The following is an 11,986-nucleotide window of genomic DNA, read 5'->3' as shown; positions in this document are numbered from 1 at the left end:
AGGCGCGAACGGACGCTCAGGTCTTGTACAGAAGCGACAGCGGCTCCGCCGGATCCCGATCCCTCAACCGTGTGGCGGTCCGGCCGATGTAACGGGTCAGCGACCTCGCCAGATGCGGCTGGTCGAAGTATCCGAGCCGGTGGATCACGTCCTGGATCGGCACGCCCTCCTGGATCAGAACCGCCGCCCGCCTGGCACGGTCGATCTGCCGGATGGCGCCGCGGGTGAGTCCGGTCGCGGCCACGAAACGCCGCTGGAGGGTGCGTTCGGACACGTCCGGCGACGCGTCATCAAGCGCGGCGGCGACGAGCGGATCACGTTCCACGACCCCCTCACGCACCATTCGCCGTACGAATGCCTCGGCATTGTCGTAGTCGGGGAGGCGCCAGGATGAGCCCTTCAACCAGAACGATTCGCGCGTCGCATCCGGAATCTCCGCGGAACCGTCGACGAGGCCACTGATCGGAAGATGCGGCATCGAGGTGCCGAGCGAGAAAAGAATCCCGAAGAACGTGGCGTCCTCGGGAACGAGGGCCTGACTCGCCTTGGACTCAGGCCCCAGAACGGCCACGTTGACCTGGCCGCGGTGCTGCCAGAAGACCAGATCCCAATGCGCTGCCGCGATCGACGTCATCCGGCTCACGTCGTGGCTGGTGCTCCGCCACACCCGCTCGATGTACGGTGAATCGGACGGTCGGCTCTCGACCTCCAGGCCCATCCGCGTCGTTCCCCTTTGCGCTGTCGGCCTTTTGGGCGCCCTCCCGCGAAATGCAAGTAACCTAACATCAAAAGAGAAGCCGCAGCAGAGTCTCAGGGTTTTCGAGATGCGGATCGTGTCCCGTCGGCAGGCACACTTCCCGTTACCAGCCGCGACTCTCGCGTGACCTCCTCCAACTGCCGGCGCACCCAGGCGCAATAGGCGTTCCAGGCAGGGACGAGACGGTCGGGGAACACACCCGCGAACGCCGCCGCGTCACCGCTGACGACAAGGACCGGGCAACGCGCGGCACGATAGGCGGCGAACAGGTCCAGGGCGTCTGTCTCACGCATGACCTGGAGAAAGAACTCAGGAAGTCCTTGGCCCATCCGCTCCAGGAACGCGGTCATCTCCCGGCACGCCCGCGCAGCGGAGACGTCGTCCATGCCGAAGAACTGGCCGGGACGCGTCGGATTTCCGTGGCCGTCGAGATTGACCGTGAGCGGACACTCCGGATGTTCTCCGGCCCACAATGTGGCGACCATTCCGCCGAGGGAATGCCCCACGACCACAGGGCGGTGGAGTCCGTATTCCCCGGCGACCGCGGCGACGTCGTCGAGCACCTCCCGCCACGACCATGGCGCCTCGCCTGATTCCCCATGGCCGCTTCTCCATGGCCGCGAAGATCCATCGACACCGGCCGGAACCCGTTGCTCGCGAGAAGCCCCGCCATGACGTCCCAATCAGCGCGCGTCCGCCCGCCGCCGTGCAGAAGGAGAACGTCCTTACCCTGCCCGCCGTGGTCTTCCGTGGGGATCGGCACGTCACCGATCACAAGTCTCCTCACCACGTCCACGTTCGCCCCACCACTCCCGCCTTTGCTCTTCGCCCTCCGCTCCTCGCTCTTCGTAGAAGCATGCGCTCTTCGTAGGAGCGTGCGGCCTTCGTAGAACATGCGCTCTTTGTAGGAGCGCGGCCTTCCTAGGAGCGTGCGCCCTCGTAGCGGCGCACGGCCTTCATAGCGGCGCACGGCCTTCATAGCGGCGCACGGCCTTCATAGCGGCGCACGGCCTTCATAGCGGCGCACGGCCTTCATAGCGGCGCGGTGCGACGACCGCCACGCCTTTCCCCCGATCCCCTTCCGGGAGCCCGGTGGACCTCGGCGGAAGCCGCATCGCGGCCGACGTGGGCGAGTGCGGCGAAGCGATCGGGATGACAACCCCAGGTCTGACTTCGCGCCCCGAGATATCAAACCGTGGTCCGACGCGCCACGCCGACCCCTTCCAGCATCGTGAACGGCATGTTGAAGTCACTCGCGATGGCCTTGGTCCTGGTGAGCGCCGGAGGCGGGGCGCACGCCCAGCGCGCTGCCGACGCCCTCGACTGGAGCACCTGTCCCGCCGACAAGATCGGCATGAAGTGCGCCGACCTCCAGGTCCCCGTCGACTGGCAGGACCCCGGCGGCCGGAAGATCACCCTCAAGCTGGGCCGCCTGGCCGCCACCGGCACCTCGGAGGGCGTCGCCCTGATCGCCTACGGCGGCCCGGGCGGGCCCGGCGTCGCCCTCACCCAGTCTCTGTCGAGCTGGTGGACGGACCTGCGCAAGCGCATGGACATCGTCACCTGGGACACCCGCGGCTACGGCGAGCAGTTCCGCGGCCTCAGCACCGGCCTCCCATGCCTGTGGACTCGCATCCCGATCCCCGAGTTCCCACGCGACGACGCCGACCTCGGCCGGTTGTCCGACACCAACCGCGGTCAGGCCGAGGTCTGTCGCCAGGCCGACCCCACGCTCTTCGCCAACATGAGCTCAGCCGACCACGCGCGCGACATGGAGGCCATCAGGAAGGCCCTCGGTGGCGCCAAGCTCAACTACTACGGCGCCTCCTACGCCGGCTTCTACGGCCAGGCCTACGCCCGCCTCTTTCCGGACCAGGTGCGCACCATGGTCCTCGACGGCACCTGGAACCACAGCCCTGCCGACTGGGACCGCGAGCTGGAGGAGATGGCCAAGGGCAACGAACAATTCCTGGCCCGCTTCTTCGACTGGTGCACCGCCAACGGCTGCAAGGACATTCCTGGCACCTGGCGAACCCTGGTGGCCAGAGCCGATCGCACCCCCGTGCCCGCCGCGAAGAACGTCGCCTACACGGGCCGTGACCTGCAGGCCCTCGCCATCGCGTCGGCCAGACAGGGCAAGACCGCCTGGCCGGGCCTGGCCCAGGCCATCCGCAAGGCCCACGCCGGCGACGCCTCCGCCTTCGTCCCCGCCAGGGGCGCGCGCTACCCCGACCAGGCCACCGGCGTGACCGAGTGCACCGACTGGCCCCGCCCGGCCGACCGGAAGGAGCTCAACGCGACCATCACGCGGCTGCGGAAGGTCGCCCCCAACGCGGGCACGGCCGGCACCATAGCGACCGGCACGCTGCAGTGCATCGGCTGGCCGGCTCCTGTCACCAACCCGCCCGCCCCGCTTCCCAAGACACTTCCGCCCCTGCTCGGCGCCGGCGCCTGGGGCGAATCGGACGCCGTCGCCAGAGCGATCGGCCAGGTCCCTGGCAGCGTCACGATCGCCCATGACGGCCCCGGTCACACCCTGTACGGCGTGAACCCCTGCGCACGCGACCACATCAACCGGTACTTCACCGACAAGGTCCTGCCTCCCAAGGACACGACGTGCTGATCCTCGCCCCCACCTCCCGCCTCGAAGCTGACCACCTCGCCGGGCAACCCACCGTGCGCGGGATCGATCGACCTCCGCCTGGGGTCGTCCAGCCACACCAGCCTGGCCGGACGACCGAGCAGTCCGGTGAACCAGACGTGCGCCGAGTCGTCGGCCAGCACCGCCCGGTCCAGGCCGGAGAAGCCGACCGGCGTGGTCGCACCCGTGGGGGGTGGCACGGTGAGTTGCTCCATCCCTGTGGCCGCGAGAGGCAGACCGCCCTCGGGGATGGGGTGCGCGGCGACGGAAACCAGCCGGGGGAACTCGCCCAGCCACAAGTTGTCGCCCGCTCGTCGACGACCGCCCATCGACGGTCCCCGTCCAATCCCCAGGGGTGAATGACTACGTCAGACAAGCTTCATCCATCCTCACCTGCGACAAATAGTGCGCGCCCACAAGTACGCCCTGCGACGCGCTCACGCCACCAGGTGCTGCTCGTCCAGTTCGGCCAGCTTCACGGTGCACAGGCCGCCACGCTCGACGTTCACCTCGGTCACCTTGAGCTGCGTACCGGGGGCGAGGATGAACTCCTCCTCTCCGGTGAACGCCGAGAACCTGCGGATGCCCACGGCCCTGGCGGGAAGCACCTCGAAGAGGGTCCGCTTGCCGCGGCGGCCGAGGAACGCCTGGGCCACGCTGAGCTTCGACGTACACGAGGACACACCCCACCACGTCACGGTCCGCCCGAGCGGGTACTGCGCCCGTAGGTCCAGTGACACCCCGCGCCACAGCGGCTCCTTGCGGGCAGGCAGCCGCGACACGGCCGAGAACAGGAGCCGCAGGTAAGGGAGGTACGGAACGACCTGGCTGCGGTCCGGGTTGCGAAGGGTCGCGTTGATCTGCCGGTAGAAGGCCGACTCGCAGGTGTAGAGGTAGAGCGCAGCGATCTCGTCGGCGGTCAGCTCGTCGGGCGCGCCGGCCGTCTGCTTGATACCGAACTGGTGCGACTGTTCCGCGTGCCAGTCGAGACCCGACAGCAGCTTGGCCACCGGACCGATGGCCTCGCGGAAGTCCATGAGCGGGGTGTCGAACACTCCGGTGATCGCGGGAAGGACCAGTCCCTCGTCTTTGACGCTGGCGAGTCGTTCGAGGTAGAGCTTGTGCAACTCCATCGTGGAGGCGATGAACGCTCCCATCCGGTCGGCGGTGTCCGCGTCCGGTCCCCCGTCCTGCGCGGTGGGCTTGTTCCATCCCTTGCTGGGCAGCCAGTCGATCTCGTCGGCCCCGAGTTCCCTGAGCGCCTCGTTGACCGTGCCGAAGTGGTCACCGTCGCAGAAGAGATCGCCCTGCGCGGCGGGGTTGGGGTGGTCGATGTGCCGTACCTCCACCTCGGGGTACTTCTTCTGCAGCCGGAGGACGACCTCCTTCAGGCTGCGGGCGTGCACCCCCCACCACGCGAAGACCACGCCGCGGTCCTTCTCCTCGGCGTTCTGCTTGGCCCTGAGGATCTCCTCGACGAGCTTCTCGACGACCGGCCGCCAGAACGCGGTGTGCTGGTCGGTGTCCATCGCACCGTCGCTGCTGGCGGTGAGTGCCGCGTTCAGCAGCAGGACGCCCTGGGTGAGCATCGCCTGGAACCACTCCGGCGGCTGCACGGTGTCGTGCTGCTTCAGGAGGGCGCGGATGTCGGCGATCGGCGTCTTCTTGGGGATGCTGTGCTTCCACATCGCCGCCGCCTTGATGATGCAGCGGATGCTGATCACCCTGCCGAATTGGCTGTCCTTCCAGTCGTGGAAGGTGTTGTCGAACATGGCGATGCCGGTGGCGCTCTCGGCCCGCGGGTAGGGGTTCTGGCCGAAGACGACGACCTTCCACTTGTGCGGCGGGTTGGGCTTGAGCGCCTGGAAGGTCAGCTCGCGAACGGGAACGACCATCGGACTGCGTCCTGGGCCGATGAACGTGGCCGCGGCCGGCTGCGCCTCGATGACCGGCTTCAACAGCGGCAGCCACGGCTCGCCGCCGCCGTTGAAGAGTTCGGCGAGGGCCAGCGGGTCGTTGGGGCCGGGCGGGGTGGAGGCGCTGCTGTCTCTCATCGTGGGCTCCCGTAGGGGCGAGCCGTGCCGAGGCCGGCACGGGTGAATGGGGGTGGGGGAATTGTGCCGCCTGAAGATCCCGTACGCGATCTCGACGCCCCCATCTCGTTGCCGTGGAGGCGTCGGTACGCCGTATGGCCTGATCGCGGGAGACGTACGGGTTCACGCGAACTGGGCATGATCCGCACGGGACGCTCGCGTCCGCACGGGACGCTCGGGTCCGCACGGGATGTGCGGGTCCGGCGCGGGATGTGCGGGTCCGGCGCGGGATGTGCGGGTCCGGCGCGGGATGCCCGGGTCCGCGCGAGCTGACCTAGTTCAGACGAGCCGACCTAGTTGGGGCGAGCCGACCTAGCTCGGGCGAGCCGGCCTGGTCCGGGTGAGCTGAACTGGCCGGGTCTGGGCGAGGTCCGTCGGGAGCCGGGACGCACACGAGTGCGGGGACCGCTCCCCCACCCCAGCCAAGATCTGTTTTGTCGGAGGACGGCGATATCTTCATCGACGTCGGAAACACCCCTCCCCGCCACCGGAGTGAACCATGATCGTCGACCGTGTGAAGCCGCAGCTCAAGGTAGTGCTGGCGGATGTCAACGCGGAGGTGGTGCAGTCATGGCGGGCGGCGTTCGCCGACACCCCCGAGATCGAGATCCACCAGGGCTCGATCCTCGACCAGCACGTCGACGCCTGGGTGAACCCGACCAACTCCCGCGGCCGGATGGACGGCGGCGTCGATGCCGTGATCAAGCGGCACCTTGGGGCGGGGATCCAGTTGCGCGTCCAGCGGGCGATCCGTGACCAGTTCGGGGGAACGCTGCCAGTGGGCAGCGCCGTGTGCGTACCGTCCGGGGCGGTGAACCCGAAGTTCCTGATCTCGACCCCGACGATGGTGCAGTCGGCGCAGAACGTCAGCGAGACGCTGAACGTGGCGCTGGCGTGCGCCGCCGCGTTCCAGGCCATCCACATGCAGAACGAGAAGGAGCCGGGCAGCATCACGTCGGTGGCGCTCGTCGGCATGGGCGCGGCGACGGGCCGGGTGCCGGCGCGGGTGTGCGCCAACCTGATGTGGACGGGCTACACCCTGTTCAACGACTACTCGTTCCAGGACTACGACGACCTGCGGAAGACGATCCGCGAGCAGCTCGACGACCTTGAGAGCCACCCCGAGGAGACGCGGGTGCGGATCACGCCTCCGGAGTCCGCCCGTTCCCGCGGCTGAACAGCTCGACGTCATCGGAGCGGTGGGCGTCGTCCCTCATGCGCATCGGGCGAGCGACGCGTGGGGGCCTTGTTCAAGCGGACGAGGCCCGCAGGCCAGGCCCGCGGACGGGGCTCTCTTCTCTGACACGGCGGCTCTGACATTGCCGCTCCGACATGGCCGCTCTGAATTGCCGCCCCGACATGGCGGCTCTGCATGACAGCGATCCGGATCAACATCGAGGAGGCGATGGTGCGCGCGAAGTCACATCAGGAACCACCACCGAGTGACGCCGATACGGCCGCATACATGCGCGAGCTGGCCGAAGTCTTCGTGGAGCATTCGCGCGCGGAGGGATACTCCTTCGACTGGGACCCGGCATTCATTCACCACCTCGACAACTACTGCACCGAATTCACCGCTTCCAAGCCGTCGCCCGAGGTCACGCACAGCGTGATCATGAGCGCGGGCGCGTACCTGGGTGAGATGATCGTCCGTAATTGCGGCTGGGCGTGGGTGTACTGCACCGACCAGAAGGCCGCCGCCGTGGAGAGCCCTGTCGGAGTGCGCGGCTATCCGCACAACAAGGTCGCCAAGCGGATCCACGAGGGGACCGTGCATGACCTCGAGGCGTTCTTCCAGTACGCCGCCACGGGGGAAGCACCTCGCGGGAGCACCGCTCGCGTCATCAAGCCTTCGTGGTGGCAACGACTGCGAGCACGAGCTTGATAGTCACGCCCTGGGCGCAAGGCACCGGGGATCGGCCACGGCCTGTTGCAGGATCTGATCCAGCACCCCCAAAAACGCCCGGACGCGGCGGCCCATGCGGTCGTCGAGCCTGAGCATGCGGTCCCGGAAGATGGCGTCCCTTGTTGCGGTCACCGGACTATCTTCGACCGCCGCTTCCAGAACGCCTACCGCCTAGTGGTCACCGCGCGTGTGTCAGCGTTCCAGCGCCGGGCGTGGCGCGTCGGACACGGGGCTCTGGGCGAGAAGCCCCTGGCTGAACAGGCGTAGTTCGGCACGCAAGTCGGCGAGAACGGTCGGCGGCGACGCCTATGCAGAGCGATCGTCAGGACAGCGCTCGGGTCCATGGTGACTCTCAGGTCTGGAGCGGCTTTCTCGGGCCTTGGGGTGCTCTCGGGTCTCCGGTGGGTTTCGGATCTGGCGTGGCCTTTCGGAGTCTGCGGTGGCTCCGGGGTTGGGGCAGCGCTCAGGCTCGGGGTGGCGCTCAGGCTCGGGATGGCGCTCGTTCCAGGCCGGCGCTCGGGTGCTCAGCCGCCAGCCACTGCGCGTCCAGGCGCTGCCCGGTGACGCCCCCCAACGTCAGCCCACACTCCGGAGATCGTCCTCCTCCGCCAGGCCCCCAAGCCGACAGAGCGTCGGGAAGATCCTCGACGATCTACAGGGGCGAGCAGGTCCGTCATGGTCAGCACGTGGCCGTGCTCGGCGTAGGAGAGTTGCCCGGCGCCGTTGGCGTTCCACAACGCGCTCAGCGCCCTCCCGTGATGGAGAGCCGGAACAGGCCTCCTGCCCGCAACCCCTGGAAGCCGTTGGGCCCGACAGGCACGGTCCAGCGTCACCCGTTCCCGGCCATCGCCACTCCGGTGTGAAGGGGAGCGCGTCCTACGCGGCCTGCACCGTCTGCGCGTACGTGCGCCTGGCCATCCCGTCCTCCCGCCGCCCGGCGGCGAAGAATGTCCACGTGGCCATTCCCTCTCCTTTTCTGCGATATCGGTTGAACCGCTGATGCGGATCACGAATCCAATCCTGGAGAAACACTCGCGTGCTACGGTCAGGAGTGTGATGGAGTCGACGCTTTCCATCTCGGATACCGCTCGTCATCGCCGGACGATTCTATGGGCCGACGCCGCCACCGTGGCCTTGCTCGCCACGACCGGCGCGTTATTGCTGGTGACCCGACAGACGATACCGGGAGGTCTCCTGTCGTTATTGGCGGGCCTGTTCTCGCAGGCTTGTGCAGTTGGTGCCGCGGTCGTCCTGGTCGCGGGTCTCTGGCGACGGCCCGGTCCGGGATCGTCATTGTTAAGCCCGGTTCCGGCCGACCGCGAGCCTCGTGAGCAATGGGCCGCCCAGCGGGTTCTGCGGGCGCTTCTCTGGAAACTGATGGCGCTCCGCACCGCCGTCAGCATCATGGTTCTCCAGGCAGCTCTGTTGGGTGTTTCCGCGGTTCTTCCCTGGTGATCGTGCACCGCGCCGCCCCTTCGGCATCGACTGTCACCGCAGGCTCGCCGGAACGTGAACGGCATGAGGGAGGCCGTCAATGAGCCCATCGTCGACCCGTACGCCTGTCTCCAGTTCCAGGACCGTCAACATGACGGCCTGGAGGTAGACCACCGGATCGACGTCATCGTCCTCGCCGGCATCGAACATCTCGACAGCGCGCGCGAAAAGGCCGGCGTATGGCGCCAGAGGCCCGGCCCGCAATGCCGCCACGGGATCCGGCATCTCTTCCAGATCACGTGATTCCCCGTCCCAGCCTCCTCCGCTGCCGTCGCGGCAACGGTAGGCGAACGTCAGGTTGTAGAAGTCCCAGTGCGCCATTCCGTGGTCGCAGCCCTTCGTGAGGGCCTCGGCGTTGCGCAGGAAACGGCCGGTACCGTTCTGGTCGAAGGTCACGACGGCAGGGCCGACCTGGCCAATGAGCAGGCACCCCTCTTCGGCCGATGTGTCGTGGCCCGCGGCGGGAAGAAGGTCGTTCTCCCTCATGCCGATACGCCGGATGGCTTCGCCGGGGGTGAGTGGTGTGATGACCCGACAGCAGAAGAACTCGCGATATTCGATGAACGCGTAATGGCGACGAAGGATGTCGCGACAGCGTAAAGGAATGTCTTCGTCCATCACTCCAGGGCCTTTCATCGCCGGCGACCGTTCAGAGGAAGTCGCGACCGTTCAGAGAAAGCAGGGCGGCGACCGGAAGCCACCGGCGTGCGCTCTCAGCACATGAGGCCGCCGTCCGCCGGTACGTCGCCCCGGGAAGCCGAGATGTCGATGCCGTACCCCCGTACGCCTTCAACGCTGTGTTCCGTCACCGAGAGGAAGGCGACGGCGTCGCCGATCTTCTTGGTGTAGCAGACGTCTTCGGACAGTTGCGCCGTCACGATCGGCCGCCATCCGTCCGCCCTGACCGCGCGTCCGTAGAAGGTGGTGTACTGCTCCCGAGGGCCCGCGAACTCGTAGAACGTGCCGGCGTAGGGGAACGGGTCGTCCGGGAAGCATCCGCTGTGGTCGTTCCGTGGGAGGGCGCCGTCCGGGTGGACGGCGAGGACCTTCTGAGACCTCAGCACCGGGACGAGGTCTTCCTCCGCGGGAGTGCAGCCCGAGCCTGGGCCGGTCATCAGGCTGGTGTACGCGAGCCCGCTCGCCAGGAGAGCCGCCAGGGCCAGGCCCGCGGCGATTTTCACGAACCGGGAGCGGACCGAAGGTGACCGGCGAGACATGGGCAGAGCGTACCGAAAAGGACCCCACCGGCCCAGGATCCGCCGGACTCTCGCCCGGTCAAGATCCGCCGGACTCTCGCCCGGTCACGCTCCGCCGGCAGCGACCAGCTCGATCTCGAAGCCGTCCTGGTCCTCCAGGTAGGCGGCATAGTGCTGCTCCCCGCCGGCGAAGGGATGGCGATCGGCGAACATCAGGGTCCAGCCGTGCGCGGGCGCCTGCTCGACCAGGGCATCGAGCCGGGCGCGGCTTTCCACGTGGAAGGCCAGGTGGTTCAGTCCCGGGCGGCGGCGGTCGTGCTGATGGGCGCTCAGCGCGGGCGACTGCTCCAGGACCAGATAGGTGTCGCCCAGACGCCAGCTGCGTCCGTTGCTCCAGTGCTGGAACTCGGTGTAGCCGAGGGCCCGCAGCAACCATTGCCAGCCGTTGATGGCCCGGGGCAGGTCGGGGACCCAGATCTCGACGTGGTGCAGCGTTCCGGTGGTGACCCCGCCGTTCAAGCCTCGCTCCTTCTTCGGGCTGTTCTTCATGAGGGGCTCACCTCTTCATGAGGGGCTCGTCAGGTCCAGTACGCCGACCGTCTGGCCGCCGCTCGTCTCCCCGGTGAGCTGGAACCCAAGTTTCCGGTAGAACCCCTCCGGCCCGTCCGCGCCCGGCTCCCACGTGACGTACATCTGCGTGCCGCCACGGCGCCTGACCTCGGCGGCGACCGATGCGACGGCGAAGCGGCCGACTCCGCGCCCCTGCGCGTCGGGTGTCACGTTGAGGCGCCACAGGCCGGACCGGAAGTCGACTCCCTTGCCGTTCCAGTCGATGTCGAGGAATGCCATGAGGAAGCCCACGGCACTTTCACCGTCGAGGATGAGGCGCGGCCAGGCCACCTGCGGGTGCACGTACGCCTCGGCCAGCGACTTCGCCACTGATGAGACGAAACGCTCCTGGTCCGGACGGACTTTCACCGCGAGGGCCGCCTCGATGTTGGCGGGGGTGATGGGCACGAGCCGGAGGCTTCTCGTCATGCGAGAACGATAGGGGGCGGGCACGCATGGCCGGCCTCGTTGGTCTTCGTAAGTCCTGCGGGGAAGGCGGACCTGACTTTCGGCAGGGGAGTCGGTTGACGATCGGCGGATGATTCACCCTGGCCGCCGGTGACATGTTCGCCACCATGAACACACACTTTCCCGGACGCTGGATCGGCGGCGTGACGCTCGCACTGGGGCCGGTCGTCATGTGCGCCGGATACCTACTGCGCTACGTGAGCTCGGTCGTCGCCCTCACCCCTCAGCAGCAGGCGTGGGCCGAGACGCAGCCCTTCGCCGCGTACGGCCAGCTCCTCGCCTACACCTCGGAGCCCGCGCTGCTCACCCTCTCGTATGCGGTGTTCGCGCTGGGGGCGTTGCTGCTCTTCCCCGCCTTCGTCGCCCTGGCGCAGGAGGTGGGCGGCCGCCTCGCCTTCTGGGGCGCCACGCTGCTGGTCGCGGGGCTGTTTGCGCGTCTGTACTTCGCCGGCGCCGACCAGACCGCCTTCCAGCTCACCGAGGTCGTCGGGCTGGACCAGGCGACGAACGCGATCATGAAGGAGTACGTCGACATCTCGTACGGGCCGTGGCGGATACCGGTCTGGGCCTCGGTCGGCCAGTACGCGGGGTCTCTCCTGCTGGCCGTCGCCGCCTGGCGTTCGCGCCTGTTCGGTGTCGGCCGTGCCGTGATGCTGCTGCTCGCCGGGGGCACCTGGATGGGGGTGCTGAAGGGCGCCTCGATCCCGGACGTGCTGGTGACCGCCCTGCTCTGCGTGGCCCTGGTGCCGCTGGGGGTGCGCATGCTGCGCGGCCGGCCACTCGTCCGTGTCGCGACGTCCAGGTGGTGGTGAACCCTGGTCG

General features: G+C 68.0%; 13 protein-coding genes. 5 read left to right on the top strand and 8 right to left on the bottom strand.

Features of this window, described 5'->3' with window-relative positions:
• Positions 1 to 16: 16 nt before the first annotated feature.
• A complete protein-coding gene (locus AB0H81_RS08965; RefSeq protein ID WP_358371303.1) occupies positions 17 to 718 on the bottom strand; it encodes a helix-turn-helix domain-containing protein in 702 nt (233 codons plus the stop codon).
• A 92-nt stretch (positions 719 to 810) separates the two neighbouring features.
• Positions 811 to 1,440 carry an alpha/beta hydrolase gene (locus AB0H81_RS08960; protein ID WP_358371300.1) on the bottom strand — a complete coding sequence of 210 codons (630 nt, stop codon included), beginning with the start codon at positions 1,438 to 1,440 and terminating at the stop codon, positions 811 to 813.
• 557 nt (positions 1,441 to 1,997) lie between these two features.
• On the opposite strand from AB0H81_RS08960, the gene AB0H81_RS08955 reads away from it, so the two are divergent.
• Positions 1,998 to 3,380: an alpha/beta fold hydrolase gene (locus AB0H81_RS08955; protein ID WP_358371297.1), complete on the top strand. Its 1,383-nt coding sequence runs from the start codon at positions 1,998 to 2,000 to the stop codon at positions 3,378 to 3,380.
• Here AB0H81_RS08955 and AB0H81_RS08950 read toward each other — a convergent pair.
• On the bottom strand, positions 3,287 to 3,727 hold the full coding sequence (locus AB0H81_RS08950; RefSeq protein ID WP_358371294.1) for a hypothetical protein: 441 nt from the start codon (positions 3,725 to 3,727) through the stop codon (positions 3,287 to 3,289). The two genes, AB0H81_RS08955 and AB0H81_RS08950, sit on opposite strands and share 94 nt — an antisense overlap.
• A 108-nt stretch (positions 3,728 to 3,835) precedes the next feature.
• On the bottom strand, positions 3,836 to 5,452 hold the full coding sequence (locus AB0H81_RS08945; RefSeq protein WP_358371292.1) for an ADP-ribosyltransferase domain-containing protein: 1,617 nt from the start codon (positions 5,450 to 5,452) through the stop codon (positions 3,836 to 3,838).
• A gap of 538 nt (positions 5,453 to 5,990) precedes the next feature.
• On the opposite strand from AB0H81_RS08945, the gene AB0H81_RS08940 reads away from it, so the two are divergent.
• The 3 genes from AB0H81_RS08940 to AB0H81_RS08930 all read left to right on the top strand — a co-directional run bounded on the left by AB0H81_RS08940 (position 5,991) and on the right by AB0H81_RS08930 (position 8,852).
• Positions 5,991 to 6,668 (top strand): macro domain-containing protein, encoded by a 678-nt coding sequence (locus AB0H81_RS08940; protein WP_358371289.1) that lies wholly within the window; start codon positions 5,991 to 5,993, stop codon positions 6,666 to 6,668.
• Between the two features lie 195 nt (positions 6,669 to 6,863).
• Positions 6,864 to 7,376 carry a hypothetical protein gene (locus AB0H81_RS08935; protein ID WP_358371287.1) on the top strand — a complete coding sequence of 171 codons (513 nt, stop codon included), beginning with the start codon at positions 6,864 to 6,866 and terminating at the stop codon, positions 7,374 to 7,376.
• A gap of 1,074 nt (positions 7,377 to 8,450) precedes the next feature.
• Entirely contained in the window at positions 8,451 to 8,852 is a 402-nt protein-coding gene (locus AB0H81_RS08930; protein ID WP_358371284.1) for a hypothetical protein, read from the top strand.
• A gap of 33 nt (positions 8,853 to 8,885) precedes the next feature.
• Here the strand turns inward: AB0H81_RS08930 and AB0H81_RS08925 are convergent, their stop codons facing one another.
• From AB0H81_RS08925 to AB0H81_RS08910, 4 genes are all read right to left on the bottom strand, one after another.
• Complete coding sequence (locus AB0H81_RS08925; protein WP_358371281.1) at positions 8,886 to 9,509, bottom strand: hypothetical protein; 624 nt, start codon at positions 9,507 to 9,509, stop codon at positions 8,886 to 8,888.
• A 95-nt stretch (positions 9,510 to 9,604) separates the two neighbouring features.
• Positions 9,605 to 10,072: a hypothetical protein gene (locus AB0H81_RS08920; RefSeq protein ID WP_358371278.1), complete on the bottom strand. Its 468-nt coding sequence runs from the start codon at positions 10,070 to 10,072 to the stop codon at positions 9,605 to 9,607.
• Positions 10,073 to 10,192: 120 nt separating this feature from the next.
• Positions 10,193 to 10,636, bottom strand: a complete 444-nt coding sequence (locus AB0H81_RS08915; RefSeq protein ID WP_358371275.1) for a VOC family protein — start codon at positions 10,634 to 10,636, stop codon at positions 10,193 to 10,195.
• A gap of 15 nt (positions 10,637 to 10,651) precedes the next feature.
• A complete protein-coding gene (locus tag AB0H81_RS08910) occupies positions 10,652 to 11,125 on the bottom strand; it encodes a GNAT family N-acetyltransferase (protein ID WP_358371272.1) in 474 nt (157 codons plus the stop codon).
• Positions 11,126 to 11,271: 146 nt separating this feature from the next.
• Here AB0H81_RS08910 and AB0H81_RS08905 point away from each other — a divergent pair, with 146 nt between their 5' ends.
• On the top strand, positions 11,272 to 11,976 hold the full coding sequence (locus tag AB0H81_RS08905; protein ID WP_358371269.1) for a hypothetical protein: 705 nt from the start codon (positions 11,272 to 11,274) through the stop codon (positions 11,974 to 11,976).
• The last annotated feature ends 10 nt before the right edge of the window (positions 11,977 to 11,986 follow it).

Source organism: Nonomuraea sp. NPDC050691, from assembly GCF_040654455.1.
Lineage (GTDB): Bacteria > Actinomycetota > Actinomycetes > Streptosporangiales > Streptosporangiaceae > Nonomuraea.
This window is presented reverse-complemented; position numbering and strand designations above follow the sequence as displayed.

What these genes read in the sequence shown, in the direction of transcription:
- AB0H81_RS08965 (WP_358371303.1), bottom strand. Translation starts at nt 718, where the DNA reads ATGGGCCTGGAGGTCGAGAGCCGACCGTCCGATTCACCGTACATCGAG.
- AB0H81_RS08945 (WP_358371292.1), bottom strand. Translation starts at nt 5,452, where the DNA reads ATGAGAGACAGCAGCGCCTCCACCCCGCCCGGCCCCAACGACCCGCTG.
- AB0H81_RS08955 (WP_358371297.1), top strand. Translation starts at nt 1,998, where the DNA reads ATGTTGAAGTCACTCGCGATGGCCTTGGTCCTGGTGAGCGCCGGAGGC.
- AB0H81_RS08950 (WP_358371294.1), bottom strand. Translation starts at nt 3,727, where the DNA reads ATGGGCGGTCGTCGACGAGCGGGCGACAACTTGTGGCTGGGCGAGTTC.
- AB0H81_RS08925 (WP_358371281.1), bottom strand. Translation starts at nt 9,509, where the DNA reads ATGGACGAAGACATTCCTTTACGCTGTCGCGACATCCTTCGTCGCCAT.
- AB0H81_RS08910 (WP_358371272.1), bottom strand. Translation starts at nt 11,125, where the DNA reads ATGACGAGAAGCCTCCGGCTCGTGCCCATCACCCCCGCCAACATCGAG.
- AB0H81_RS08935 (WP_358371287.1), top strand. Translation starts at nt 6,864, where the DNA reads ATGACAGCGATCCGGATCAACATCGAGGAGGCGATGGTGCGCGCGAAG.
- AB0H81_RS08905 (WP_358371269.1), top strand. Translation starts at nt 11,272, where the DNA reads ATGAACACACACTTTCCCGGACGCTGGATCGGCGGCGTGACGCTCGCA.
- AB0H81_RS08940 (WP_358371289.1), top strand. Translation starts at nt 5,991, where the DNA reads ATGATCGTCGACCGTGTGAAGCCGCAGCTCAAGGTAGTGCTGGCGGAT.
- AB0H81_RS08915 (WP_358371275.1), bottom strand. Translation starts at nt 10,636, where the DNA reads ATGAAGAACAGCCCGAAGAAGGAGCGAGGCTTGAACGGCGGGGTCACC.